The following is a 16,903-nucleotide window of genomic DNA, read 5'->3' on the forward strand; positions in this document are numbered from 1 at the left end:
TAAAATGAAAGATAATGGTTTTCCGATCTGATTCACAAAAGAAATATAATGAAAGGTGATGATAGCCTGAAACCTGCGTTCGGCGGCGCACTGGCAGGCTTGCAATTAATGGGGAGAAAGGTGTAAATAGGCGAATCGAAATGAAATGAAAGAAGCAGGCTAAGGAACTCCTATGAGCAGCAGCGATATCTCCGCGGACAGGCGCGTCACCGGCACCAGCGAGCGACGCGAGCACATTATTCAGCGGCTGCGCCAGCATGGAAGCGTGCAGGTGAACGAGCTTTCCGCCCACTTTGGCGTCTCTACGGTCACTATTCGCAACGATCTGGCCTTTCTTGAGAAACAGGGCATCGCGGTGCGCGCCTACGGCGGCGCGCTGATTTGCGACGGCCCGGTGCACGGCCTGGAGCCGTCGGTTGAAGATAAGAGCGCGCTGAATATCGCCCTGAAACGCAAAATTGCGGCGGTGGCCGTCGGGATGATCCAGCCCGGGCACCGGATCATTCTCGATTCCGGTACCACCACCTGTGAAATCGCCCAGCAGCTGCGCGAGCATAAAGAGGTGATCGCCATGACCAACGGCATGAACGTCGGCAACGCGCTGCTCGGCGCGGAGGGCGTTGAGTTGCTGATGACCGGCGGGCACCTGCGGCGGCAGTCGCTGTCGTTCTACGGCGATCAGGCCGAGCAGTCGCTGCTTAACTATCACTTCGACATGCTGTTTCTCGGGGTGGACGCCATCGACACCGAGCGCGGCGTTAGCACCCACAATGAAGACGAGGCGCGCCTCAACCGCCGGATGTGCGAAGTGGCCGACCGGATTATCGTGGTGACCGACGCCTCGAAATTTAACTGCTCCAGCCTGCATAAAATCATTGATACCCAGCGCATAGATATGGTCATCACCGACGAAGGGATCCCGGACGAGAGCCTGCAGGAACTGCGGCGTGCCGGGACCGACGTGGTGCTGGTCAAAGCCTGAAAAAATGCCGGGCCCAGCCCGGCGATCCACTTCAGTTAAACAACCGTGAAAACCAGCTGCGCTTTTCGGCCGGCGGCGCGGCGTCCAGATGCTGGGGCTGCGCTGCCATCTCGCCCAGGCCGTTATCAAACGCCTCGCCAATGGCCGCCAGCGCGGCTTTTGCCTGAGGCCCTTTCACCGTAAAGCGCAGGCGGTGCCCCTGCTTAGCTCCCAGCGAGACCACCCGCATCAGGTTGCGCGCGTCTACGGCCGCGGAGTGGGTATCCAGATTTTCAACGTAGATCTCGACCTGCCACTGCTTCACCGTTTTCACCAGCACCGCGCCCGGCCGGGCGTGCAGGCCGTGAGGATTGCGCAGGGTAAAGGTGGCCTCTTCGTCAAACGCCGGGCGCTCGCCGCTGTCGGGGCTTTGCGGCTGGTACTGTCCGGCCAGGATGTCCAGCACCTCCTGCGGATGCGTTGCCCGGGAGAGCGCGGCCGGGACGCCGTCGTCTCCCAGGGCGTGGGTCAGTTGGCGAAGGATCGCGAGGTGTTCGGTATCCCTCGCCGCAATGCCGACAACCAGCCGGGCGGTCTGCCCTTCACCCCAGTCCACGCCCTGCGGGCAAACCAGCACGCTGACGCCGGTTTTGAGCACCGCGTCGCGGTGCTCCGGCGTGCCGTGCGGAATGGCGATGCCGTTGCCAAGGAAGGTGCTGATTTGCGCCTCGCGGGCCTGGAGCGCGGCTAAGTAGTCGCCCTCAACCCGCCCGGCCTGCTGCAGGGCTGCCGCCACCGCGCGCAGCGCATCGTCTTTGGTATGGATCTGGTGGTTAAATGAAATATCGTCCTGAGTAAGCTGCATCATCTTCTCCTTATTTGACCGCGCCGAGCAGTTCAGACCGCGCCTGTGCGCGCTTTTGCCACAGCCGCCAGCTGCCGAGCATCACCGCGCCGCAGGCGGATCCGGCCAGTATCGACAGCACCCACGCCAGCGGGCTGCTGACCAGCGGCAGGATCAGGAAGCCACCGTGCGGTGCCGGAACCTGAATGTGCAGGCTGTAGCTCAGCACTGCGGAAATGCTGGAGGCGATCATCATCATCGGGATCACCCGCAGCGGATCTTTGGCCGCGAAGGGGATCGCGCCTTCGGTAATGTGGGTGCAGCCGAGAATGTAGTTCACCATCCCCGCAGCGCGCTCTTCGTCGCTAAAGCCTTTTGGAAAGAAGGTGGTGGCCAGCGCGATAACCAGCGGTGGAGTGATGCAGGCGGCGGAAACCCCGGCCATAAAGAAGTAGTTGCCCTGGCCCAGCAGCAGCGTGCCGGTGACATAGGCGGCCTTATTTACCGGGCCGCCAAAGTCGAACGAGCACATTGCGCCTACCACGATGCCGAGCAGGATCGGGTTGGCCGCCTGCAGCGAAGAGAGCCAGCTCATCATGCCGTTGTTGATTGCGGCCACCGGCTGGCCGAGCAGCACCATCATCACGCCGATAACCAGCACGCCGAGCAGCGGCATAATGAATATGGATTTCAGCCCTTCGTACTGGCGCGGCAGACCGTCGAGCATATTGCGTACCAGCAGCATGAAGTAGCCCGCGGCGAAGCCGGCAATAATGCCGCCAAGAAAGCCCGCGCCGGTGGCGTTCGCCAGCAGGCCGCCGACAAAGCCCGCCACCATGCCGGGACGCCCGGAAATGGAGTAGGCGATATAGGCGGTGAATACCGGCACCATGATGGAGAATGCCTGCTGACCTACTTTCATCAGGGTGGCGGCAATCACGTTGTATTCCGGCGATGTCGGGTCGGCGGAGAAGATGCCCCACAGGAAAGAGATAGCAATCAGGATCCCGCCGGCGACCACGAAGGGCAGCATGTTGGAGACGCCGCTCATCAGGTGTTTATAGACCTGGCGTCCCACCGAAGCGCTTTCCCCTGCGGCCGTGATCTCCCCGGACTGGCGGGCGCCGCCGCGCACCGGGGCCTGTCCCTGAAGCACGCGGTTAATCAGATCCGCCGGATGGTGGATGGCGTCTTTCACCGGTACTTCAATCACCGGCAGGCCGTTGAAGCGGTCGGCGTTGACGTCTTTATCGGCGGCGATAATGATGCCGCAGGCATCGGCAAGATCCTCGGGTGTAATGGCGTTTTCCACCCCGGAAGCGCCGTTAGTTTCAACTTTGATCGTGACGTTGAGTTTTTTCGCCGCGGTTTTCAGGGCTTCTTCCGCCATGAAAGTGTGGGCGATACCGGTAGGGCAGCCGGTCACTGCAATTATTTTTTTCATCATCGGACCTTTAAAGTGTGACTACCTGAAGCTGTGTGCGAAGTGTGTCAATGCGGGCAAGCTGCCCGAGCCCGGCAGAGGCCGCCACGTCTGCGCCTGTGGCGCTGGCGAGCGTCAGCGCCTCCGGCACGCTGGCACCAGAAAGCCAGAGACTGAGGAAGGCGCCGAGCGCGGCGTCACCGGCGCAGGCGGAGCTGATAAGCTCTACCGCCGGTGCCGGGCAGAACCAGCGCCGTTCACCGTCGGAAAACGCCATTCCCCGGGCGCCCAGAGTCAACAACACGGCGCGGGCGCCCAGCCGGTGCAGCTCGCTAAAGGCGGCCGCAATTTCCTGCGGCGTGGTAACCCGCAGGCCAAAAATATCGAACAGCTCATCGTCGTTAGGTTTAATGAGCAGCGGTTTGTACTCCAGCAGCTGGCGCAGGGACGGGTGGCTGATATCGAGGATGACCTCGCAGCCTTTCTCCCGGCAGAGGCGGAGAATGTCGTGGTAAAAACCGCTGTCGATGCCCGGCGGCAGGCTGCCGCTGATCGCCAGCGCGTCACCCGGCTGCAGGATCTCGAGCTGGGCGAGAAGCTGCTGCTTGCAGGTATCGTCGACGCGGTTTCCGGGGTTGACCAGCTTGTACTCCTGCGCGCCGTCGTGAATAAACACGTTAATGCGCGTGGGATCGCTGACCCATACCGGCGAGACCGGGATAGCGCGCTGGCGGATCTCATCGACGATGTAGCGGCCGGTAAATCCGCCGAAGACGCCCAGAATATGGCTCGGAACGCCGAAGTGGTTCAGCACCAGCGAGACATTGACGCCTTTTCCGTTCGGGCAGTACTCCGTGTGCCGGGTGCGATTAACCGCCGCGGGGCGCAGGGCGTCGCTGAAAATATTCATGTCCACGGCGGTGTTTAACGTCAGCGTATAGATCACTCTTTGCCTCCTTTCTCTCTGCGGTCTACAGCTGGCCTTCACATCCGCAGTCGCGAATGACTTTACGCACCACTTCTTTCATTGCCGCTTTGGCGGGCTGCATGTAGTGGCGGGGATCGCTGGCTTGCGGATTTTCCAGCAGGTAGTGCTTGAGGGCGTCGGAGAAGGCGATTTTCAGTTCGGTCGCGACGTTGACTTTGCACACGCCCAGGGAGATCGCCCGGCGGATGTCGGATTCCGGCAGGCCCGAGGCGCCGTGCAGTACCAGCGGAACGTCTACGCAGTCGCGGATGGCGGCCAGGCGCTCAAAGTCCAGCTTCGGCTCGTGGTGATAGAGACCGTGGGCGGTACCAATGGCCACTGCCAGGGAGTCGATGCCGGTACGAGCGATAAATTCCTGCGCCTGCGCCGGGTTGGTATAGAGGGCATCTTTGGCATCCACCACCAGATCGTCCTCTACGCCGCCCAGCCGCCCCAGCTCGGCTTCGACGCTGGCGTCATAGCGGTGGCTGAAGTCCACTACGCTTTTGACCAGCGCCACGTTCTCTTCAAACGGAAAGTGCGAACCGTCGATCATTACCGATCGGATCCCGGCGTGGACTTTTTGCCGGATGTCATCCAGCGTTTCGTGGTGATCGAGATGTATGGCGAGCGGCAGATCCCACTCTTTTGCCAGGTTGGCGGCGATAGCGACCACGTTGCCGGTACCGGCATAGCTGTAGGTGCCCGGGGTGCCGGCGAGGATCAGCGGCGATCGCATTTCGGCGGCGGTTTCGACCACCACCTGCATGGTTTCGAGGTTATGAATATTGAACGCGGGTACCGCATAGCCGCCGCGCTGGGCCTTTAACAGCATGTTTTTACTGGAAATGATGTACATCCTTCCTCCATAACTTTCAAATTTAAAGTTTAACGTCTGATTTAAGATTCATTTTGAAAGTAATCTAGAGATCATTGTGCTTCGGTGTTGTGATCGAAGGCACAGAACGTCAATCTGACTTTAAAAATGAAAGGTGAAGGGGATTGTTATCTTTTAGGGTTGGACGTAATCTCATTGCCGGATAATGATTAATTTAATGATATTAATGCAATTTTTATCTGTTCTTGCGCAGCGCTGGTGGCCGGTTTGACATCCGGAAGGGGAAGTTTAAAAATGAAAGTTATTCCATTCCCCTGCGGACATCCGTGAAAGGTTCAATATTGTGGCTAAACCCTCTACCAGCCTGCTCAAAAGGCGCTTAGATATTGCAGAGATCGTGCGTAAGAAAGGTGAGATCAAAGTCGATGATTTAGCCGAGATGCTGGCGGTCTCCGGGGTGACGATTCGCAACGATCTGAACTATCTCGAACAGCAGGGCTACCTCAAGCGATCGTTTGGCGGGGCGATTTACACCGCTCAGCAAAACAGCGCCGCCCCGGCGCGTGCCGCGCAGATCTCCGGCGGCGATAAGGCGCTGGAGGCGGAGATAGCCCGCCAGCTGGCGGCGCTGGCGTCGGGAAGCGAATCGATTTTTCTTGATGCCGGATCGCTGCTGCGAAAAACGCTGCCCTATATGGCCGAGCGTGAGGCGACGAAGCTGATTTTCAACGACCTGCGCCACGTGGCGCTGGTGCGGGAGTTCCACAGCGGCGAGAGCGTGCTGCTGGGCGGGCGGCTTTCCCCTTCCGGTGACGTTACCGAAGGAGAAGAGGGCGCGGTCGCGCTGCGCGAACATGCGCCGGATCTGGCGCTGATTGCCCTCGAGCACGTTGCGGAGGACGGCGCGATAAGCGTGCGGGATGCCTCCCGGGCGGCGCTGCTGACGGCGGCGCTGGAGAGCAGCCGCCGCGCCGTGGCGGTGATTGCAGACCGGCCGGTGTACGGCGAGATGCGCTTTGTGGTGGGCCACCTCGCGCAGCTGGCGGGCGTAGTCACGCCGCAAATCGTGGCGGCAGAGTACCATTCCCGGCTGCAGCAGGCCGGATTGAGCAACAGCTATACCAACAATGAATGCCTGACCTGGCTTAACCCCGCTTTGCCTCAGGTAAAGTGAAGGAGTGGAGATGAGCGTAACTGTTTGCACGATCGGCGAGCTGCTGGTCGAGTTCCTGGCCAAAGAGCCTAATCAGGGCTTTTCCCGACCGGGCGAGTTCTGGGGACCCTATCCCAGCGGTGCCCCGGCGATCTTTGCCGATCAGGTTGCGCGTCTCGGCTTCGGCTCGGTGCTGTTTAGCTGCGTGGGAAACGACGCCTTCGGCGAGATGAATATCGCCCGGCTGGCGCGGGACGGCGTCAACGTCAGCGGTATCTCCGTACTTAGCAACGCCACCACCGGCAGCGCGTTCGTCAGCTATCGTAGCCAGGCCCAGCGCGACTTCATCTTTAATATGCCCCACAGCGCCTGCGGGCAGCTCACCGCGGATCATATCGACGAGTCGCTGCTCGACCAGTGCAGCCACTTCCACATTATGGGCTCGTCGCTGTTCTCGTTTCGCATGGTTGACGCCATGCGCAAGGCGATTGAAAACGTAAAAGGGCGCGGCGGCACCGTGTCCTTCGACCCCAATATCCGCAAGGAGATGCTCAGCATTCCGGAGATGTCCCAGGCCTTTGAGTACATCCTCGATTACACCGATATTTTTCTGCCGAGTGACGGCGAGCTGGACTATTTCGGCCTCAATCCCGGGCGGCAGGAGCAGACGCTGGTGGACAAGCTGCTCCGGCGCGGCGTCGGGCAGGTGGTTATCAAGCGCGGGCCGCGCGGCGCCAGCTATTACAGCGCCAGCGAGCAGTTCCACGCGGCGGGTTATCCGGTTGAGGTGGTTGATCCTACCGGCGCGGGAGACTGCTTCGGCGCGACCTTTGTGTCGATGCTGCTAGCGGGTAGCGGAACTCAGGAGGCGCTCAGGTGGGCCAACGCCAGCGGATCGCTGGCGATTTCCCGCCGCGGGCCGATGGAAGGAACCTCCACGCGCGCCGATATAGAAGCGTTCTTAATGGCGCACGGCGGATAACGAAGGGTGACATCGCTGGTCAAACCTTCTATACTGCGCGCCGAAGCTGACCAGACAGTCGCCGCTGTGTCGTCGTCCTTTAGGGGAGACGGGCGCAGGGGAGGAAAGTCCGGGCTCCATAGGGCAGGGTGCCAGGTAACGCCTGGGGGGGAAACCCACGACCAGTGCAACAGAGAGCAAACCGCCGATGGCCCGCGCAAGCGGGATCAGGTAAGGGTGAAAGGGTGCGGTAAGAGCGCACCGCGCGGCTGGTAACAGTCCGCGGCACGGTAAACTCCACCCGGAGCAAGGCCAAATAGGGGTTCATAAGGTACGGCCCGTACTGAACCCGGGTAGGCTGCTTGAGCCAGTGAGCGATTGCTGGCCTAGATGAATGACTGTCCACGACAGAACCCGGCTTATCGGTCAGCTTCAACTCTTCAGAAACCCTGCTCCGGCAGGGTTTCGTACTTTCTGCATCAGATAAATAGGTTGCTAGCGGCTTTGCTGACTTTCGTGCTGCAAAATCTTATACATCTCGTCCTTAAGCAACAGCTTTTCCTTTTTGAGAGTGGCCAGCTCCGGGCTGCTCTGCCCGTCGCCGGTTTCCATCTGAATAATCTTATGGTCAAGTTCGTTATGTTTTTCAAACAGGGACTGAAAGCGGGGGTGGGTAGTTTTTAACTGGCTTATTAAGCTTCGATATTCCGGAAACATAGACTCTTCCTTGTTAAGCGATGAGGAGAATTCCTGTCTGGATGGTAGCGCCGGACGGAGCGTTGATAATGAGAGCAGAGTCGCAATTGCAGGGATATCTTCGGCGGTGAAGCGCTTAAGGCTTCTCTCGCTCTTCATCGGTGCTGAGCCGAGTTTCCGCTCCGCTGACAATAGCTTCCAGTTCATTGAGCACCTCCGCGACGCACTGCGGCGAGAGAAGCTCGCGTGTGTATCCGGCGCTGGCATCCTGTGAAACAGATTTCGCCAGCTGTCGCTTTTGCTTGCTCACGGCGAGCCTTATTACGGTCGCTCTTTTACACCGGTAAATCGATCAGCAGCGCGCGCAGCGGCGAATCGGCCACCAGCATAATGTTGGCCTCATCGCGAATAAACGCCCCGTCGCCGCAGGCCAGCGCCTGCTTCTCTTCCTGTGAGGTGACCGCGTGGAAGGTGCCATAAATCGACTGCAGATAGGCGCGCGCGCCGTGGATCTTAAAGTTAATCCGCTCGCCTTTCGCCAGCTCAACCTGATGGATCCACGCCTGCTGGCGCAGCTGCATGCTGTGCTGCTCCCCGTCGGGGGAGGCAATAAGCTGGTGGGACGCACCCGCTAATGCCAGCTTCTGCATCAGGGCATTTTCCCGCTCCGGGCAGGCATCAAGCCAGATCTGCATCCGGGTTAACGGCTTATCTTTACTGAGATTATGTTCGCTGTAGCTTACGCCAGGCTGGGTCGCCAGCAGCAGCGCTTCGCCGGCTTTGACCTGAACGTGGTGGCCATCGCTGTTGCGGTATTCAGCTTCACCTTCCAGAATCAGATTCAGAATATCGACCTTCGGATAGGCGCGGGGCTGGAACGAGGCGCCGGGGGCCAGCACTTCCTGGTTCAGTACGCGCAGGGAGGCATAGCCCAGCAGTTTCGGGTCGAAGTAATGTCCAAATGAGAAGGTGTATCGAGCCTGCAGCCAGCCGAAGTCTGCCTGTCCACACTGTTTGGCCGTTCTTGGAATAATCATGATTTGACCTCTCGTTACACTAAAAACAATGGTAAAGGGATGGACGGTGCATTGTTAGCCAGATATTCTGCCCGGTATATTCAAATTTCCTGAATGAGAACACGATGGCTAGAGAGAGAGCATTGACGCTGGAAGCGCTACGAGTAATGGACGCGATCGATCGCCGGGGCAGTTTCGCTGCCGCGGCCGACGAGCTGGGGCGCGTGCCTTCCGCCCTGAGCTATACCATGCAGAAACTGGAAGAAGAGCTGGATGTGGTGCTATTCGATCGTTCAGGACACCGCACCAAGTTCACTAACGTTGGGCGGATGCTGCTCGAGCGCGGGCGCGTGCTGCTTGACGCGGCGGATAAGCTGACTACCGACGCCGAAGCGCTCGCACGCGGCTGGGAAACGCATATCACGCTGGTCACCGAGGCGCTGGTGCCGACGGCGGCATTTTTTCCGCTGGTGGAAAAGCTGGCGGGAAAAGCCAATACCCAGATCTCGCTGATTACCGAAGTACTGGCCGGCGCGTGGGAGCGGCTCGAGCAGGGGCGCGCCGACATCGTTATTGCGCCGGATATGCACTTCCGCTCTTCGTCGGAGATCAACTCCCGCAAGCTCTACTCGGTGATGAGCGTGTACGTTGCCGCGCCGGATCATCCTATTCATCAGGAGCCGGAACCGCTGTCGGAAGTCACCCGGGTGAAATACCGCGGCATTGCCGTGGCCGACACCGCGCGCGAGCGCCCGGTGCTGACGGTGCAGCTGCTGGACAAGCAGCCGCGTCTGACCATCAGCAGCATTGAAGATAAGCGTCAGGCGCTGCTGGCGGGCCTGGGATTCGCCACTATGCCCTACAGCCTGGTGGAACAGGATATCGCCGAAGGCCGGCTGCGGGTTATCAGCCCGGAATCCACCAACCAGGTGGACATTATCATGGCCTGGCGGCGGGACAGCATGGGCGAGGCGAAGTCCTGGTGTTTGCGGGAGATACCCAAGCTGTTCGCCGGAAAATAATATAAAAAACGCGCCCGAAGGCGCGTTTTTACTCTTCGCCGAAGCGGAAATCCCGGCCGTGCGGCTCGCTGAGATCCTGCCACGGGCCGACGGAGATAATGCCTGTTGGATTAATATTTTTATGGCTGCGGTAATAGTGGTTGCGGATATGCGCAAAATCCACCGTGTCCGCGATACCCGGCGTCTGGTAGATATCCCGCAGGAAGCCGTAAAGATTCGGGTAATCGCTGATGCGGTGTTTATCGCACTTGAAGTGGGTAACATACACCGGATCGAAGCGGATGAGCGTGGTCCACAGGCGAATATCGGCTTCGGTGAGCTGATTTCCAGTCAGGTAGCGCTGCTTGTCGAGGATCGTTTCAACGCGCGCCAGCGCGTCAAACACGCCGGAAACCGCTTCATCATAGGCTTCCTGCGAAGTGGCGAAACCGGCTTTGTACACGCCGTTGTTGATGCTGTCATAGATCCAGCCGTTCAGCTCGTCAATCTGCGGACGCAGGGCTGGCGGGTAGTAATCCCCGGCGCGGGCGCCCAGCGCATCAAACGCGGTATTGAACATGCGGATGATTTCTGACGATTCGTTGCTGACGATGGTTTGCTGCTTTTTATCCCACAGCACCGGCACGGTAACGCGTCCGCTATAGTCCGGATCGGCGTGCAGATAGAGCTGATAGAGAAATTCGTGCTGGTACAGCTTGTCGCCGGTGGCCGCCGGGAAGGTATCCTCGAAAGTCCAGCCGTTCTCGAACATCAGCGGGCTGACGACGGAAACATCAATAAACGGCTCAAGCCCCTTCAGGCTGCGAACAATCAGGGTGCGGTGCGCCCACGGGCAGGCGAGGGAAACGTAGAGGTGGTAGCGGTCTTTTTCCGCAGCAAAACCGCCGTCGCCGGAAGGGCCCGGCTCGCCGTCGGCAGTCAGCCAGTTGCGGAAAGCGGATGTGGAGCGCTTAAAGCGGCCGCCGGTTGATTTGGTGTCGTACCAGACATCGTGCCAGACGCCGTCAATCAGTTGTCCCATGGTTCTCTCCTCCTTCAGATGAAAAAAGCGAGGAGATCCTCGCTTTTGATTTCAATCAGTATATACCTTTACGCCCGGGTATGTTTCCGCGTGCCGGTATCCACCAGGTTTACCACTTTTTATTTAACGCGCGGTCAATACTGAAAGCGCCCGGACCGGTGATGCCCAGCAGCAGGTAACCGCCCGCGATAGTCAGGTTTTTCATGAACATCAGCGAGTTAACGCCTTCAGCAAAGTTGCTGTGGAACAAAAATGCGGTCAGGATAGTAAAGCCCGCGGTAAACAGCGCGGTAGTGCGGGTCAGGAAGCCGAACAGCACCGCCAGGCCGCCGCCGAACTCCAGCAGGATGGTCAGCGGCAGCAGCGCGCCCGGGACGCCCATGGATTCCATATACTGCTGAGTGCCGGCATAACCGGTAATTTTTCCCCAGCCTGCGGTGATAAACAGGATAGGCATCAGAATACGCGCAACGAGCAAACCAACATCATCTAATTTTTTCATTTTAACTCTTCCTCAAAACACGGCTTTTTATATGGTTAATTTTGGTAAATATGCATTAAAAATGCAGACTAACGAGTGAATGAGGGGAGTTTAATGATTAGCGTTTGGGATTGTTATCAAGGAATACTGTTATATTTAATCAAAAAAATTGATTCACCGGATGGCGGATATAAAAAAAGCGCCGAAGCGCTTTTTTAAACGGACTCGTCTCAGTAGCGAAGCTGCTGCTTGTTCAGGGTTTTCTTCACCAGCCGCCACGCGCTCCAGGCGCCAAAACCGCGTTTGGCCCAGCGGACCAAAAAGCGGGGATGGCGTACGGACCAGATGGCCATCACGCTGCTGCCAACCACGGCCCACGAACGGAGGCTTAATAGCGTGTTCCAGCCGCGATCGTAGCGGTCGGTGGTGCGGAGCCAGTTTCTGCTGCAGGCTGCAAGATCCAGGCGCTGCTGCTGTACCTGACTCAGCAAAAGTGCCTTCCGCTTCTCAAGCTCCCGACGGCTACTCACGATCTTTCCCCAGCAGCGCCAGGTCATTGGCCAGCTCTTTGCGGGTGTGGCTCATCAGCGTGGCGCGGCGCGCCCTGACCATCGTCCATATGCCGCCGATCAGCGCCAGCGCAAACAGTACAACGGTAGTGCCGATCATTGCATTTAGCCGATACTGAGGGTCGATGGCCCAAATAAGCAGAACCATCAGGCTCATCAGCCCAAACGCAGCGAACAGAAGGGTGAGTCCCAGCATTAGCAGCATCTGGAAGAGATTAGCTTTCTCCTCTTCCAGTTCGACGACGGCCAGACGCAGGCGCGTTTCCACCATCTCGATAAGGATGGTAACCATGCGCTGACCAATGTTGAAGACGCCTTTACCCGGCCCCTGGGGTTGATGAGAGTCTGCCATAATTAACGACGCGACAGCAGAACGCCAAGCACCAGACCAACAGCGGCGCCGATACCTACGCCCTGCCACGGATTGTCGCGCACGTATTCATCAGCGCGGGCAGCCGCTTCGCGCGTCTGCTTAGCAATCGCGTCGCCAGTTTCGCCCAGGCGGTAGCGGCTCTCTTTCAGCGCGCGCTCGGCTTTACTGCGAATTTTGCCCAGCTCTTCTTTTGATTTGTCGGAGGAGGTGTTAAGCACTTCTTCCAGCGTATCTGCCAGGGATTTGAGTTCGGCGCGCAGGTGTTCTGAATGGTTATCTTTAGACATAATTCTTTTCTCCAGTGTTAAACGATTAAACATCCTTTGACTCAGTAAGTGCGCGACTCAAGCTTTTTCAGCTCGCTCTGCGCCTCGCTGAGTTTACGTTCACGCTTGCTGATTTTCTCCGCATCGCCTTTCTCTTTTGCTTCTGCCAGATCCTGGCGGCGTTCAGCGATCTCGTCTTTCTGCTCGGCGATCTTTTTCTTGTGATCGGCGCGCAGTCTGGAGTCGCTGCAGTTGTCCTTAACTTCGCGCAGGGCTTTGTTCAGGCCATCAATGCGGTGCTGGTTTTGATGTTTTTCGGCGTAGCTGATTTCGCGCTGGATATCCTGCTGCTTCTGAAGACACGGTGAAGCGGCGAGAGCCTGAGCGCTTAATGTTGCAAGACCAAATGCCAGAGCGATGCGGTATTTCATAATAGAAACCTTCCATTGTGTAGCGGTAGCGGCTGACGCTATCCGATCCAGTCATTACCGTTGAAGACGGTGACCTCCGCTTAACTAAGAATAGTTAGGAAAACGTGAAATCACCAAAATTAGTTAAAAAATTCAGAATCTTTGAAGGGCTCAGCCGAGACGGTGAGTAGTATTTCGCAGTCGGGTGAGCCATGCGGGCGTGAGTGAATCATCATCCTGCTGGGCAATAATATAGCCCTGAGGCAGAGTGCGGTCGAGAACGGCCTTCGCGGCGGCGCTCTGATCGCTGGACTCGAATTTAATCACCAGCCCATTATTTTGCGGCGTGATGCTCTTAAAGTGGATGCCGTTCGCATCCAGATGATGCCAGACGGAAAAACCGTCCGGCAGGCTGACGCTGCTGCTGACGGGGCGAATGGCCAGCGTGGACTCGCTTTGCTTGAATGCGGTGCAAAGCCACAGTACGGCTCCCAGCAGAATTAATGCGCCAACGCTAAAAGTGACGCGGCAAAGCGAGTGGGTAAAAAGGCGCATAGGTTAGCCCTGCCTTCCGTGTTTTTTCTTCCACAGTACCACCAGCGAGCCAATCAGTCCGCACACCAGCAGGACCACCGGCAGCAGCATCAGGCACGACATTAGCGCGTCTTCGTATTTCTGGAAGACCGGCGTTTTCCCCAACAGATAGCCCAAAGAGGTGAGGATAAGCACCCATAGCAGGCCGCTCATCCAGTTGAAAAACTGAAAGCGGGCGCTGCTGAGCCCGGAAATCCCGGCGATGGTCGGCAGCAGCGTGCGCACAAAGGCGATAAAGCGGCCCACCAGCAGCGCCGACAGCCCGTGCTTGTGAAACAGGTGATGCGCCCGCTGATGATAGTGGGCGGGAAGATGGGACAGCCAGTTCTGCACAATGCGGGTATTGCCCAGCCAGCGCCCCTGAAAGTAGCTCAGCCAGCAGCCCAGGCTTGCGGCGGTGGTCAGCAGCCCCAGGGTTAGCGGGAAACTCATCGCCCCTTTAGCTATCAGCACGCCCACCAGCACCAGCAGACTGTCGCCGGGCAGGAAGGCGGCGGGAAGCAGCCCATTCTCCAGGAACAGAATCATAAACAAGACAACATAGAGCATGCCGATCATGGAGGGGTTAGCCAGCGTTTCAAAATCCTGGCTCCACAAGGCATTAAGTAATTGAGTAAACAGTTCCATTCATGATTCCTGGTACATCGATTAATGTCTCGGCGGAACGGGCTAAGAGGCCAGGCGACGGTGATTTATAGCTATTATGAGGGCCGCGGGCTTTTGTTTCTTAACTTTCCATGTTCTGAAAAACCAGCAGATGCTGATTCAGGGCACAACAAATTGCATCTAAGTGTAACAAAGGCAGGCGCGACCAGGTTACAAAAATTACAGGATGTTGCCAGGAGATTTTGCGGATTGCGGGCCGGTGAGGCGAGGGTTTTTACACAGGCTGACACTATATAGGGTTAACTTACCCTCAGCGATCGCTGAAGGTAAATATATTATTTTGCGGCGTTGGCCAGCGCGTCCAGATGAACCACCGGATTTTCAGCGAACAGGTATCTGTCAGCATTAAACTCAAAGTCATCGCTGGTTTCGTTAAACAGCATCTGCTTGGTGTTTTCCATGTGCTGCCACATGGCGAGTTTTGCCGCGTTCGGGTCTTTACGAATCAGCGCCTTAAGGATTTGATCGTGATCGTCACACCAGCTGTCAACGGTGCGCTCGTCGATGTGCTCGTGCAGTTTTTTCCAGTATGGGTTGTGGGCGCGCTGGGTCCACATTTTTTCTACGATGGCGGCCAGCGCGCAGTTTTGGGTCGCCAGCGCGACCTGGACGTGAAACTGCAGATCCCACGGCGAGTCGCGAAAACACTTCTCTTTGCGCGCTTTATCCTGGATCTCCATCAGTTTTTTAATATCCTGCTTGGTCACCTGGGTGGCGGCAAACTCGGCAATGTTGCTTTCGATAAGCTGGCGCGCCTGCAGAAGCTCGAACGGCCCGTAATTGGCAAATTCCAGCGACTCATTGTTCGTATGGGAATATTTTGCGGTGTTCGATACCACGTGGATGCCGGAGCCCTTGCGCACCTCCACGTAGCCTTCCACTTCCAGCATGATGATCGCTTCCCGCACCACGGTGCGGCTGACATTCTTCTCATCGGCGATAAAGCGCTCGGCGGGCAGCTTGTCGCCCACCAGATAAACGCTGGTTTCGATACGATTTTTCAATTCAGCGGCAAGCTGCTGATATAAACGGCGTGATTCCGTGATTTCCATATGCGCTCCAGTCTGATGCGGCTGTATGAATCTGTTATACCACTTATCGGGGATCCTCACCACTTGAGGACAGCAAAAAGCCGCCCGCAGGCGGCTTTAGCAAGCAGTATGACAATTAGTTTTGCGCGGCCGTTTGCCCCGCAGGCTGCACGGTTTCCGCTGCCGGTTTGTTCTGCAGAACGGTCCAGATAACCACCGCGCCCAGCAGGTCGAATACCGCCAGCACGGCGAACAGCGGGCTGAAGCCGAGGGTGTCGGCCAGCGCGCCGACCACCAGCGCAAACAGGGTGCTCGCGGTCCACGCCGCCATGCCGGTCAGGCCGTTAGCGGTGGCGACTTCATTACGCCCGAACACGTCGGAAGAGAGCGTAATCAGCGCGCCGGACAGCGCCTGGTGGGCGAAGCCGCCGACGCAGAGCAGGGCAATGGCGATATACGGGCTGGTAAACAGGCCAATCATGCCGGGACCAATCATCAGTACCGCGCCCATTGTCACCACCAGCTTGCGGGAAACAATCAGGTTAACGCCAAACCAGCGCTGGAACAGCGGCGGCAGGTAGCCACCAACGACGCAGCCCAGGTCGGCAAACAGCATCGGCATCCAGGCAAACATAGCGATGTGTTTCAGGTCGAAGCCGTAAACCTTAAACATGAACAGCGGGATCCAGGCGTTAAACGTACCCCACGCCGGCTCCGCCAGAAAACGCGGCAGCGCGATGCCCCAGAACTGGCGGTTGCGGATAATCTGCATCGCCGACATCTTCTTGCCGTTGTTGGTCTGGTGCTGCGCTTCCTGACCGTTGATGATGTAGTCGCGCTCTTCATCGGTAAGATGTTTCTGGTCGCGCGGGTGTTTATAGAATATCAGCCACGCCATCGCCCAGGCGAAGCTCAGCACGCCGGAGATGATGAACGCCATTTGCCAGCTGTGGGCCACGATGGCCCAAACCACCAGCGGCGGCGCAATCATCGCGCCAATAGAGGAGCCCACGTTGAAATAGCCGACGGCCACCGAGCGCTCTTTTGCCGGGAACCACTCCGAGCTGGCCTTCAGGCCCGCCGGGATCATTGCCGCTTCCGCGGCACCCACGGCACCGCGCGCGATGGCCAGGCCGCCCCAGCTTCCTGCCAGCGCGGTTGCGCCGCAGAAGCAGGCCCAGAGTACCGCAAACATGGCGTAGCCAATTTTGGTGCCCAGCAGATCCAGCACGTAGCCGGCAACCGGCTGCATTACGGTGTAGGCGGCGGAGTAGGCCGCGATAATGTAGGAGTACTGCTGAGTGGAGATGTGCAGTTCCTCCATCAACGTGGGTGCGGCGGCTGCCACGGTATTGCGCGTCAGGTATCCCAGAACGGTACCTAAGGTGACCAGGGCAATCATATACCAACGCAACCCTTTAATTTTACGCATGTAAAACCTCATCGCTTGTTATAACCGCGCCGGGCGCGGCGCTCTTCCACGGCGGTGGGAAGAGGTTCATTAACGGAGGGTCTGACAGGAAAACCTGGAGTGACCCGAATTTTAACGTTAGCCATCGTGCTAATTCGGTATCCGTACCGGTGAACGCCGGTGGATGTTCCACCGGGAAG

20 protein-coding genes and 1 other RNA gene are annotated in these 16,903 nt (G+C 58.0%); 5 read left to right on the top strand and 16 right to left on the bottom strand.

Features of this window, described 5'->3' with window-relative positions; genetic code table 11:
• Nucleotides 1–172: 172 nt before the first annotated feature.
• Nucleotides 173–982 (top strand): DeoR family transcriptional regulator, encoded by an 810-nt coding sequence (locus tag QZ766_RS18070; RefSeq protein ID WP_297205513.1) that lies wholly within the window; start codon nucleotides 173–175, stop codon nucleotides 980–982.
• 31 nt (nucleotides 983–1,013) lie between these two features.
• Here QZ766_RS18070 and QZ766_RS18075 read toward each other — a convergent pair whose 3' ends face one another.
• Genes QZ766_RS18075 through QZ766_RS18090 form a run of 4 tightly spaced genes read right to left on the bottom strand, consistent with a single transcriptional unit; the run spans nucleotide 1,014 to nucleotide 5,054 of the window.
• Nucleotides 1,014–1,826 carry an HPr family phosphocarrier protein gene (locus QZ766_RS18075; RefSeq protein WP_297206469.1) on the bottom strand — a complete coding sequence of 271 codons (813 nt, stop codon included), beginning with the start codon at nucleotides 1,824–1,826 and terminating at the stop codon, nucleotides 1,014–1,016.
• A gap of 10 nt (nucleotides 1,827–1,836) precedes the next feature.
• Nucleotides 1,837–3,249, bottom strand: a complete 1,413-nt coding sequence (locus QZ766_RS18080; protein WP_297205515.1) for a PTS fructose transporter subunit IIBC — start codon at nucleotides 3,247–3,249, stop codon at nucleotides 1,837–1,839.
• A gap of 10 nt (nucleotides 3,250–3,259) precedes the next feature.
• The gene (pfkB, locus tag QZ766_RS18085) at nucleotides 3,260–4,174 is read right to left on the bottom strand and encodes a 1-phosphofructokinase (RefSeq protein ID WP_297205517.1); all 915 of its coding nucleotides are present in this window, start codon (nucleotides 4,172–4,174) and stop codon (nucleotides 3,260–3,262) included.
• A gap of 25 nt (nucleotides 4,175–4,199) precedes the next feature.
• Nucleotides 4,200–5,054 carry a tagatose bisphosphate family class II aldolase gene (locus QZ766_RS18090; protein WP_297205519.1) on the bottom strand — a complete coding sequence of 285 codons (855 nt, stop codon included), beginning with the start codon at nucleotides 5,052–5,054 and terminating at the stop codon, nucleotides 4,200–4,202.
• A 322-nt stretch (nucleotides 5,055–5,376) separates the two neighbouring features.
• Here QZ766_RS18090 and QZ766_RS18095 point away from each other — a divergent pair, with 322 nt between their 5' ends.
• The 3 genes from QZ766_RS18095 to rnpB all read left to right on the top strand — a co-directional run bounded on the left by QZ766_RS18095 (nucleotide 5,377) and on the right by rnpB (nucleotide 7,585).
• Nucleotides 5,377–6,207, top strand: a complete 831-nt coding sequence (locus QZ766_RS18095) for a DeoR/GlpR family DNA-binding transcription regulator (RefSeq protein ID WP_297205522.1) — start codon at nucleotides 5,377–5,379, stop codon at nucleotides 6,205–6,207.
• A 10-nt stretch (nucleotides 6,208–6,217) separates the two neighbouring features.
• A complete protein-coding gene (locus QZ766_RS18100; RefSeq protein ID WP_297205525.1) occupies nucleotides 6,218–7,168 on the top strand; it encodes a sugar kinase in 951 nt (316 codons plus the stop codon).
• A gap of 42 nt (nucleotides 7,169–7,210) precedes the next feature.
• Nucleotides 7,211–7,585: RNase P RNA component class A (gene rnpB / locus QZ766_RS18105), an RNA gene on the top strand.
• Between the two features lie 57 nt (nucleotides 7,586–7,642).
• Here rnpB and QZ766_RS18110 read toward each other — a convergent pair.
• Entirely contained in the window at nucleotides 7,643–7,864 is a 222-nt protein-coding gene (locus QZ766_RS18110) for a DUF465 domain-containing protein (protein WP_297206470.1), read from the bottom strand.
• A gap of 314 nt (nucleotides 7,865–8,178) precedes the next feature.
• Complete coding sequence (locus tag QZ766_RS18115) at nucleotides 8,179–8,880, bottom strand: pirin family protein (RefSeq protein ID WP_297205528.1); 702 nt, start codon at nucleotides 8,878–8,880, stop codon at nucleotides 8,179–8,181.
• Between the two features lie 104 nt (nucleotides 8,881–8,984).
• Between QZ766_RS18115 and QZ766_RS18120 the strand changes: the two genes are divergently transcribed.
• Nucleotides 8,985–9,881 carry a LysR family transcriptional regulator gene (locus QZ766_RS18120; protein ID WP_297205530.1) on the top strand — a complete coding sequence of 299 codons (897 nt, stop codon included), beginning with the start codon at nucleotides 8,985–8,987 and terminating at the stop codon, nucleotides 9,879–9,881.
• A 28-nt stretch (nucleotides 9,882–9,909) separates the two neighbouring features.
• Here the strand turns inward: QZ766_RS18120 and QZ766_RS18125 are convergent, their stop codons facing one another.
• The 10 genes from QZ766_RS18125 to QZ766_RS18170 form a co-directional block, all read right to left on the bottom strand.
• Nucleotides 9,910–10,902 (bottom strand): glutathione S-transferase family protein, encoded by a 993-nt coding sequence (locus tag QZ766_RS18125; RefSeq protein WP_297205532.1) that lies wholly within the window; start codon nucleotides 10,900–10,902, stop codon nucleotides 9,910–9,912.
• Nucleotides 10,903–11,011: 109 nt separating this feature from the next.
• A complete protein-coding gene (locus QZ766_RS18130) occupies nucleotides 11,012–11,404 on the bottom strand; it encodes a DoxX family protein (RefSeq protein ID WP_297205534.1) in 393 nt (130 codons plus the stop codon).
• 209 nt (nucleotides 11,405–11,613) lie between these two features.
• Nucleotides 11,614–11,913 carry a YqjK-like family protein gene (locus QZ766_RS18135; protein ID WP_297205536.1) on the bottom strand — a complete coding sequence of 100 codons (300 nt, stop codon included), beginning with the start codon at nucleotides 11,911–11,913 and terminating at the stop codon, nucleotides 11,614–11,616.
• Nucleotides 11,906–12,304: a phage holin family protein gene (locus QZ766_RS18140; RefSeq protein ID WP_297205538.1), complete on the bottom strand. Its 399-nt coding sequence runs from the start codon at nucleotides 12,302–12,304 to the stop codon at nucleotides 11,906–11,908. The genes QZ766_RS18135 and QZ766_RS18140 overlap by 8 nt, the downstream gene beginning before the upstream one ends.
• A 2-nt stretch (nucleotides 12,305–12,306) precedes the next feature.
• A complete protein-coding gene (locus QZ766_RS18145; RefSeq protein ID WP_297205540.1) occupies nucleotides 12,307–12,612 on the bottom strand; it encodes a YqjD family protein in 306 nt (101 codons plus the stop codon).
• Nucleotides 12,613–12,653: 41 nt separating this feature from the next.
• Nucleotides 12,654–13,022, bottom strand: coding sequence for a DUF1090 domain-containing protein (locus tag QZ766_RS18150; protein ID WP_297205542.1), 369 nt, complete (start codon nucleotides 13,020–13,022; stop codon nucleotides 12,654–12,656).
• Nucleotides 13,023–13,172: 150 nt separating this feature from the next.
• Complete coding sequence (mzrA, locus tag QZ766_RS18155; protein ID WP_297205544.1) at nucleotides 13,173–13,556, bottom strand: EnvZ/OmpR regulon moderator MzrA; 384 nt, start codon at nucleotides 13,554–13,556, stop codon at nucleotides 13,173–13,175.
• A gap of 3 nt (nucleotides 13,557–13,559) precedes the next feature.
• Nucleotides 13,560–14,222 carry a DedA family general envelope maintenance protein YqjA gene (yqjA, locus tag QZ766_RS18160; protein ID WP_297205546.1) on the bottom strand — a complete coding sequence of 221 codons (663 nt, stop codon included), beginning with the start codon at nucleotides 14,220–14,222 and terminating at the stop codon, nucleotides 13,560–13,562.
• 314 nt (nucleotides 14,223–14,536) lie between these two features.
• The gene (gene exuR, locus QZ766_RS18165; RefSeq protein WP_297205548.1) at nucleotides 14,537–15,313 is read right to left on the bottom strand and encodes a transcriptional regulator ExuR; all 777 of its coding nucleotides are present in this window, start codon (nucleotides 15,311–15,313) and stop codon (nucleotides 14,537–14,539) included.
• Between the two features lie 115 nt (nucleotides 15,314–15,428).
• The gene (locus QZ766_RS18170) at nucleotides 15,429–16,724 is read right to left on the bottom strand and encodes an MFS transporter (RefSeq protein WP_297205550.1); all 1,296 of its coding nucleotides are present in this window, start codon (nucleotides 16,722–16,724) and stop codon (nucleotides 15,429–15,431) included.
• Nucleotides 16,725–16,903: the final 179 nt, after the last annotated feature.

The organism is uncultured Pluralibacter sp. (genome assembly GCF_913775985.1).
Classification (GTDB): domain Bacteria; phylum Pseudomonadota; class Gammaproteobacteria; order Enterobacterales; family Enterobacteriaceae; genus Pluralibacter.

Coding starts and splice junctions, on each gene's coding strand:
- QZ766_RS18110 (WP_297206470.1), bottom strand. CDS start 7,864: ATGTTTCCGGAATATCGAAGCTTAATAAGCCAGTTAAAAACTACCCAC.
- QZ766_RS18170 (WP_297205550.1), bottom strand. CDS start 16,724: ATGCGTAAAATTAAAGGGTTGCGTTGGTATATGATTGCCCTGGTCACC.
- QZ766_RS18115 (WP_297205528.1), bottom strand. CDS start 8,880: ATGATTATTCCAAGAACGGCCAAACAGTGTGGACAGGCAGACTTCGGC.
- QZ766_RS18125 (WP_297205532.1), bottom strand. CDS start 10,902: ATGGGACAACTGATTGACGGCGTCTGGCACGATGTCTGGTACGACACC.
- QZ766_RS18100 (WP_297205525.1), top strand. CDS start 6,218: ATGAGCGTAACTGTTTGCACGATCGGCGAGCTGCTGGTCGAGTTCCTG.
- QZ766_RS18120 (WP_297205530.1), top strand. CDS start 8,985: ATGGCTAGAGAGAGAGCATTGACGCTGGAAGCGCTACGAGTAATGGAC.
- QZ766_RS18150 (WP_297205542.1), bottom strand. CDS start 13,022: ATGAAATACCGCATCGCTCTGGCATTTGGTCTTGCAACATTAAGCGCT.
- QZ766_RS18140 (WP_297205538.1), bottom strand. CDS start 12,304: ATGGCAGACTCTCATCAACCCCAGGGGCCGGGTAAAGGCGTCTTCAAC.
- mzrA (WP_297205544.1), bottom strand. CDS start 13,556: ATGCGCCTTTTTACCCACTCGCTTTGCCGCGTCACTTTTAGCGTTGGC.
- QZ766_RS18075 (WP_297206469.1), bottom strand. CDS start 1,826: ATGCAGCTTACTCAGGACGATATTTCATTTAACCACCAGATCCATACC.
- QZ766_RS18145 (WP_297205540.1), bottom strand. CDS start 12,612: ATGTCTAAAGATAACCATTCAGAACACCTGCGCGCCGAACTCAAATCC.
- QZ766_RS18080 (WP_297205515.1), bottom strand. CDS start 3,249: ATGAAAAAAATAATTGCAGTGACCGGCTGCCCTACCGGTATCGCCCAC.
- yqjA (WP_297205546.1), bottom strand. CDS start 14,222: ATGGAACTGTTTACTCAATTACTTAATGCCTTGTGGAGCCAGGATTTT.
- exuR (WP_297205548.1), bottom strand. CDS start 15,313: ATGGAAATCACGGAATCACGCCGTTTATATCAGCAGCTTGCCGCTGAA.
- QZ766_RS18070 (WP_297205513.1), top strand. CDS start 173: ATGAGCAGCAGCGATATCTCCGCGGACAGGCGCGTCACCGGCACCAGC.
- QZ766_RS18130 (WP_297205534.1), bottom strand. CDS start 11,404: ATGAAAAAATTAGATGATGTTGGTTTGCTCGTTGCGCGTATTCTGATG.
- QZ766_RS18090 (WP_297205519.1), bottom strand. CDS start 5,054: ATGTACATCATTTCCAGTAAAAACATGCTGTTAAAGGCCCAGCGCGGC.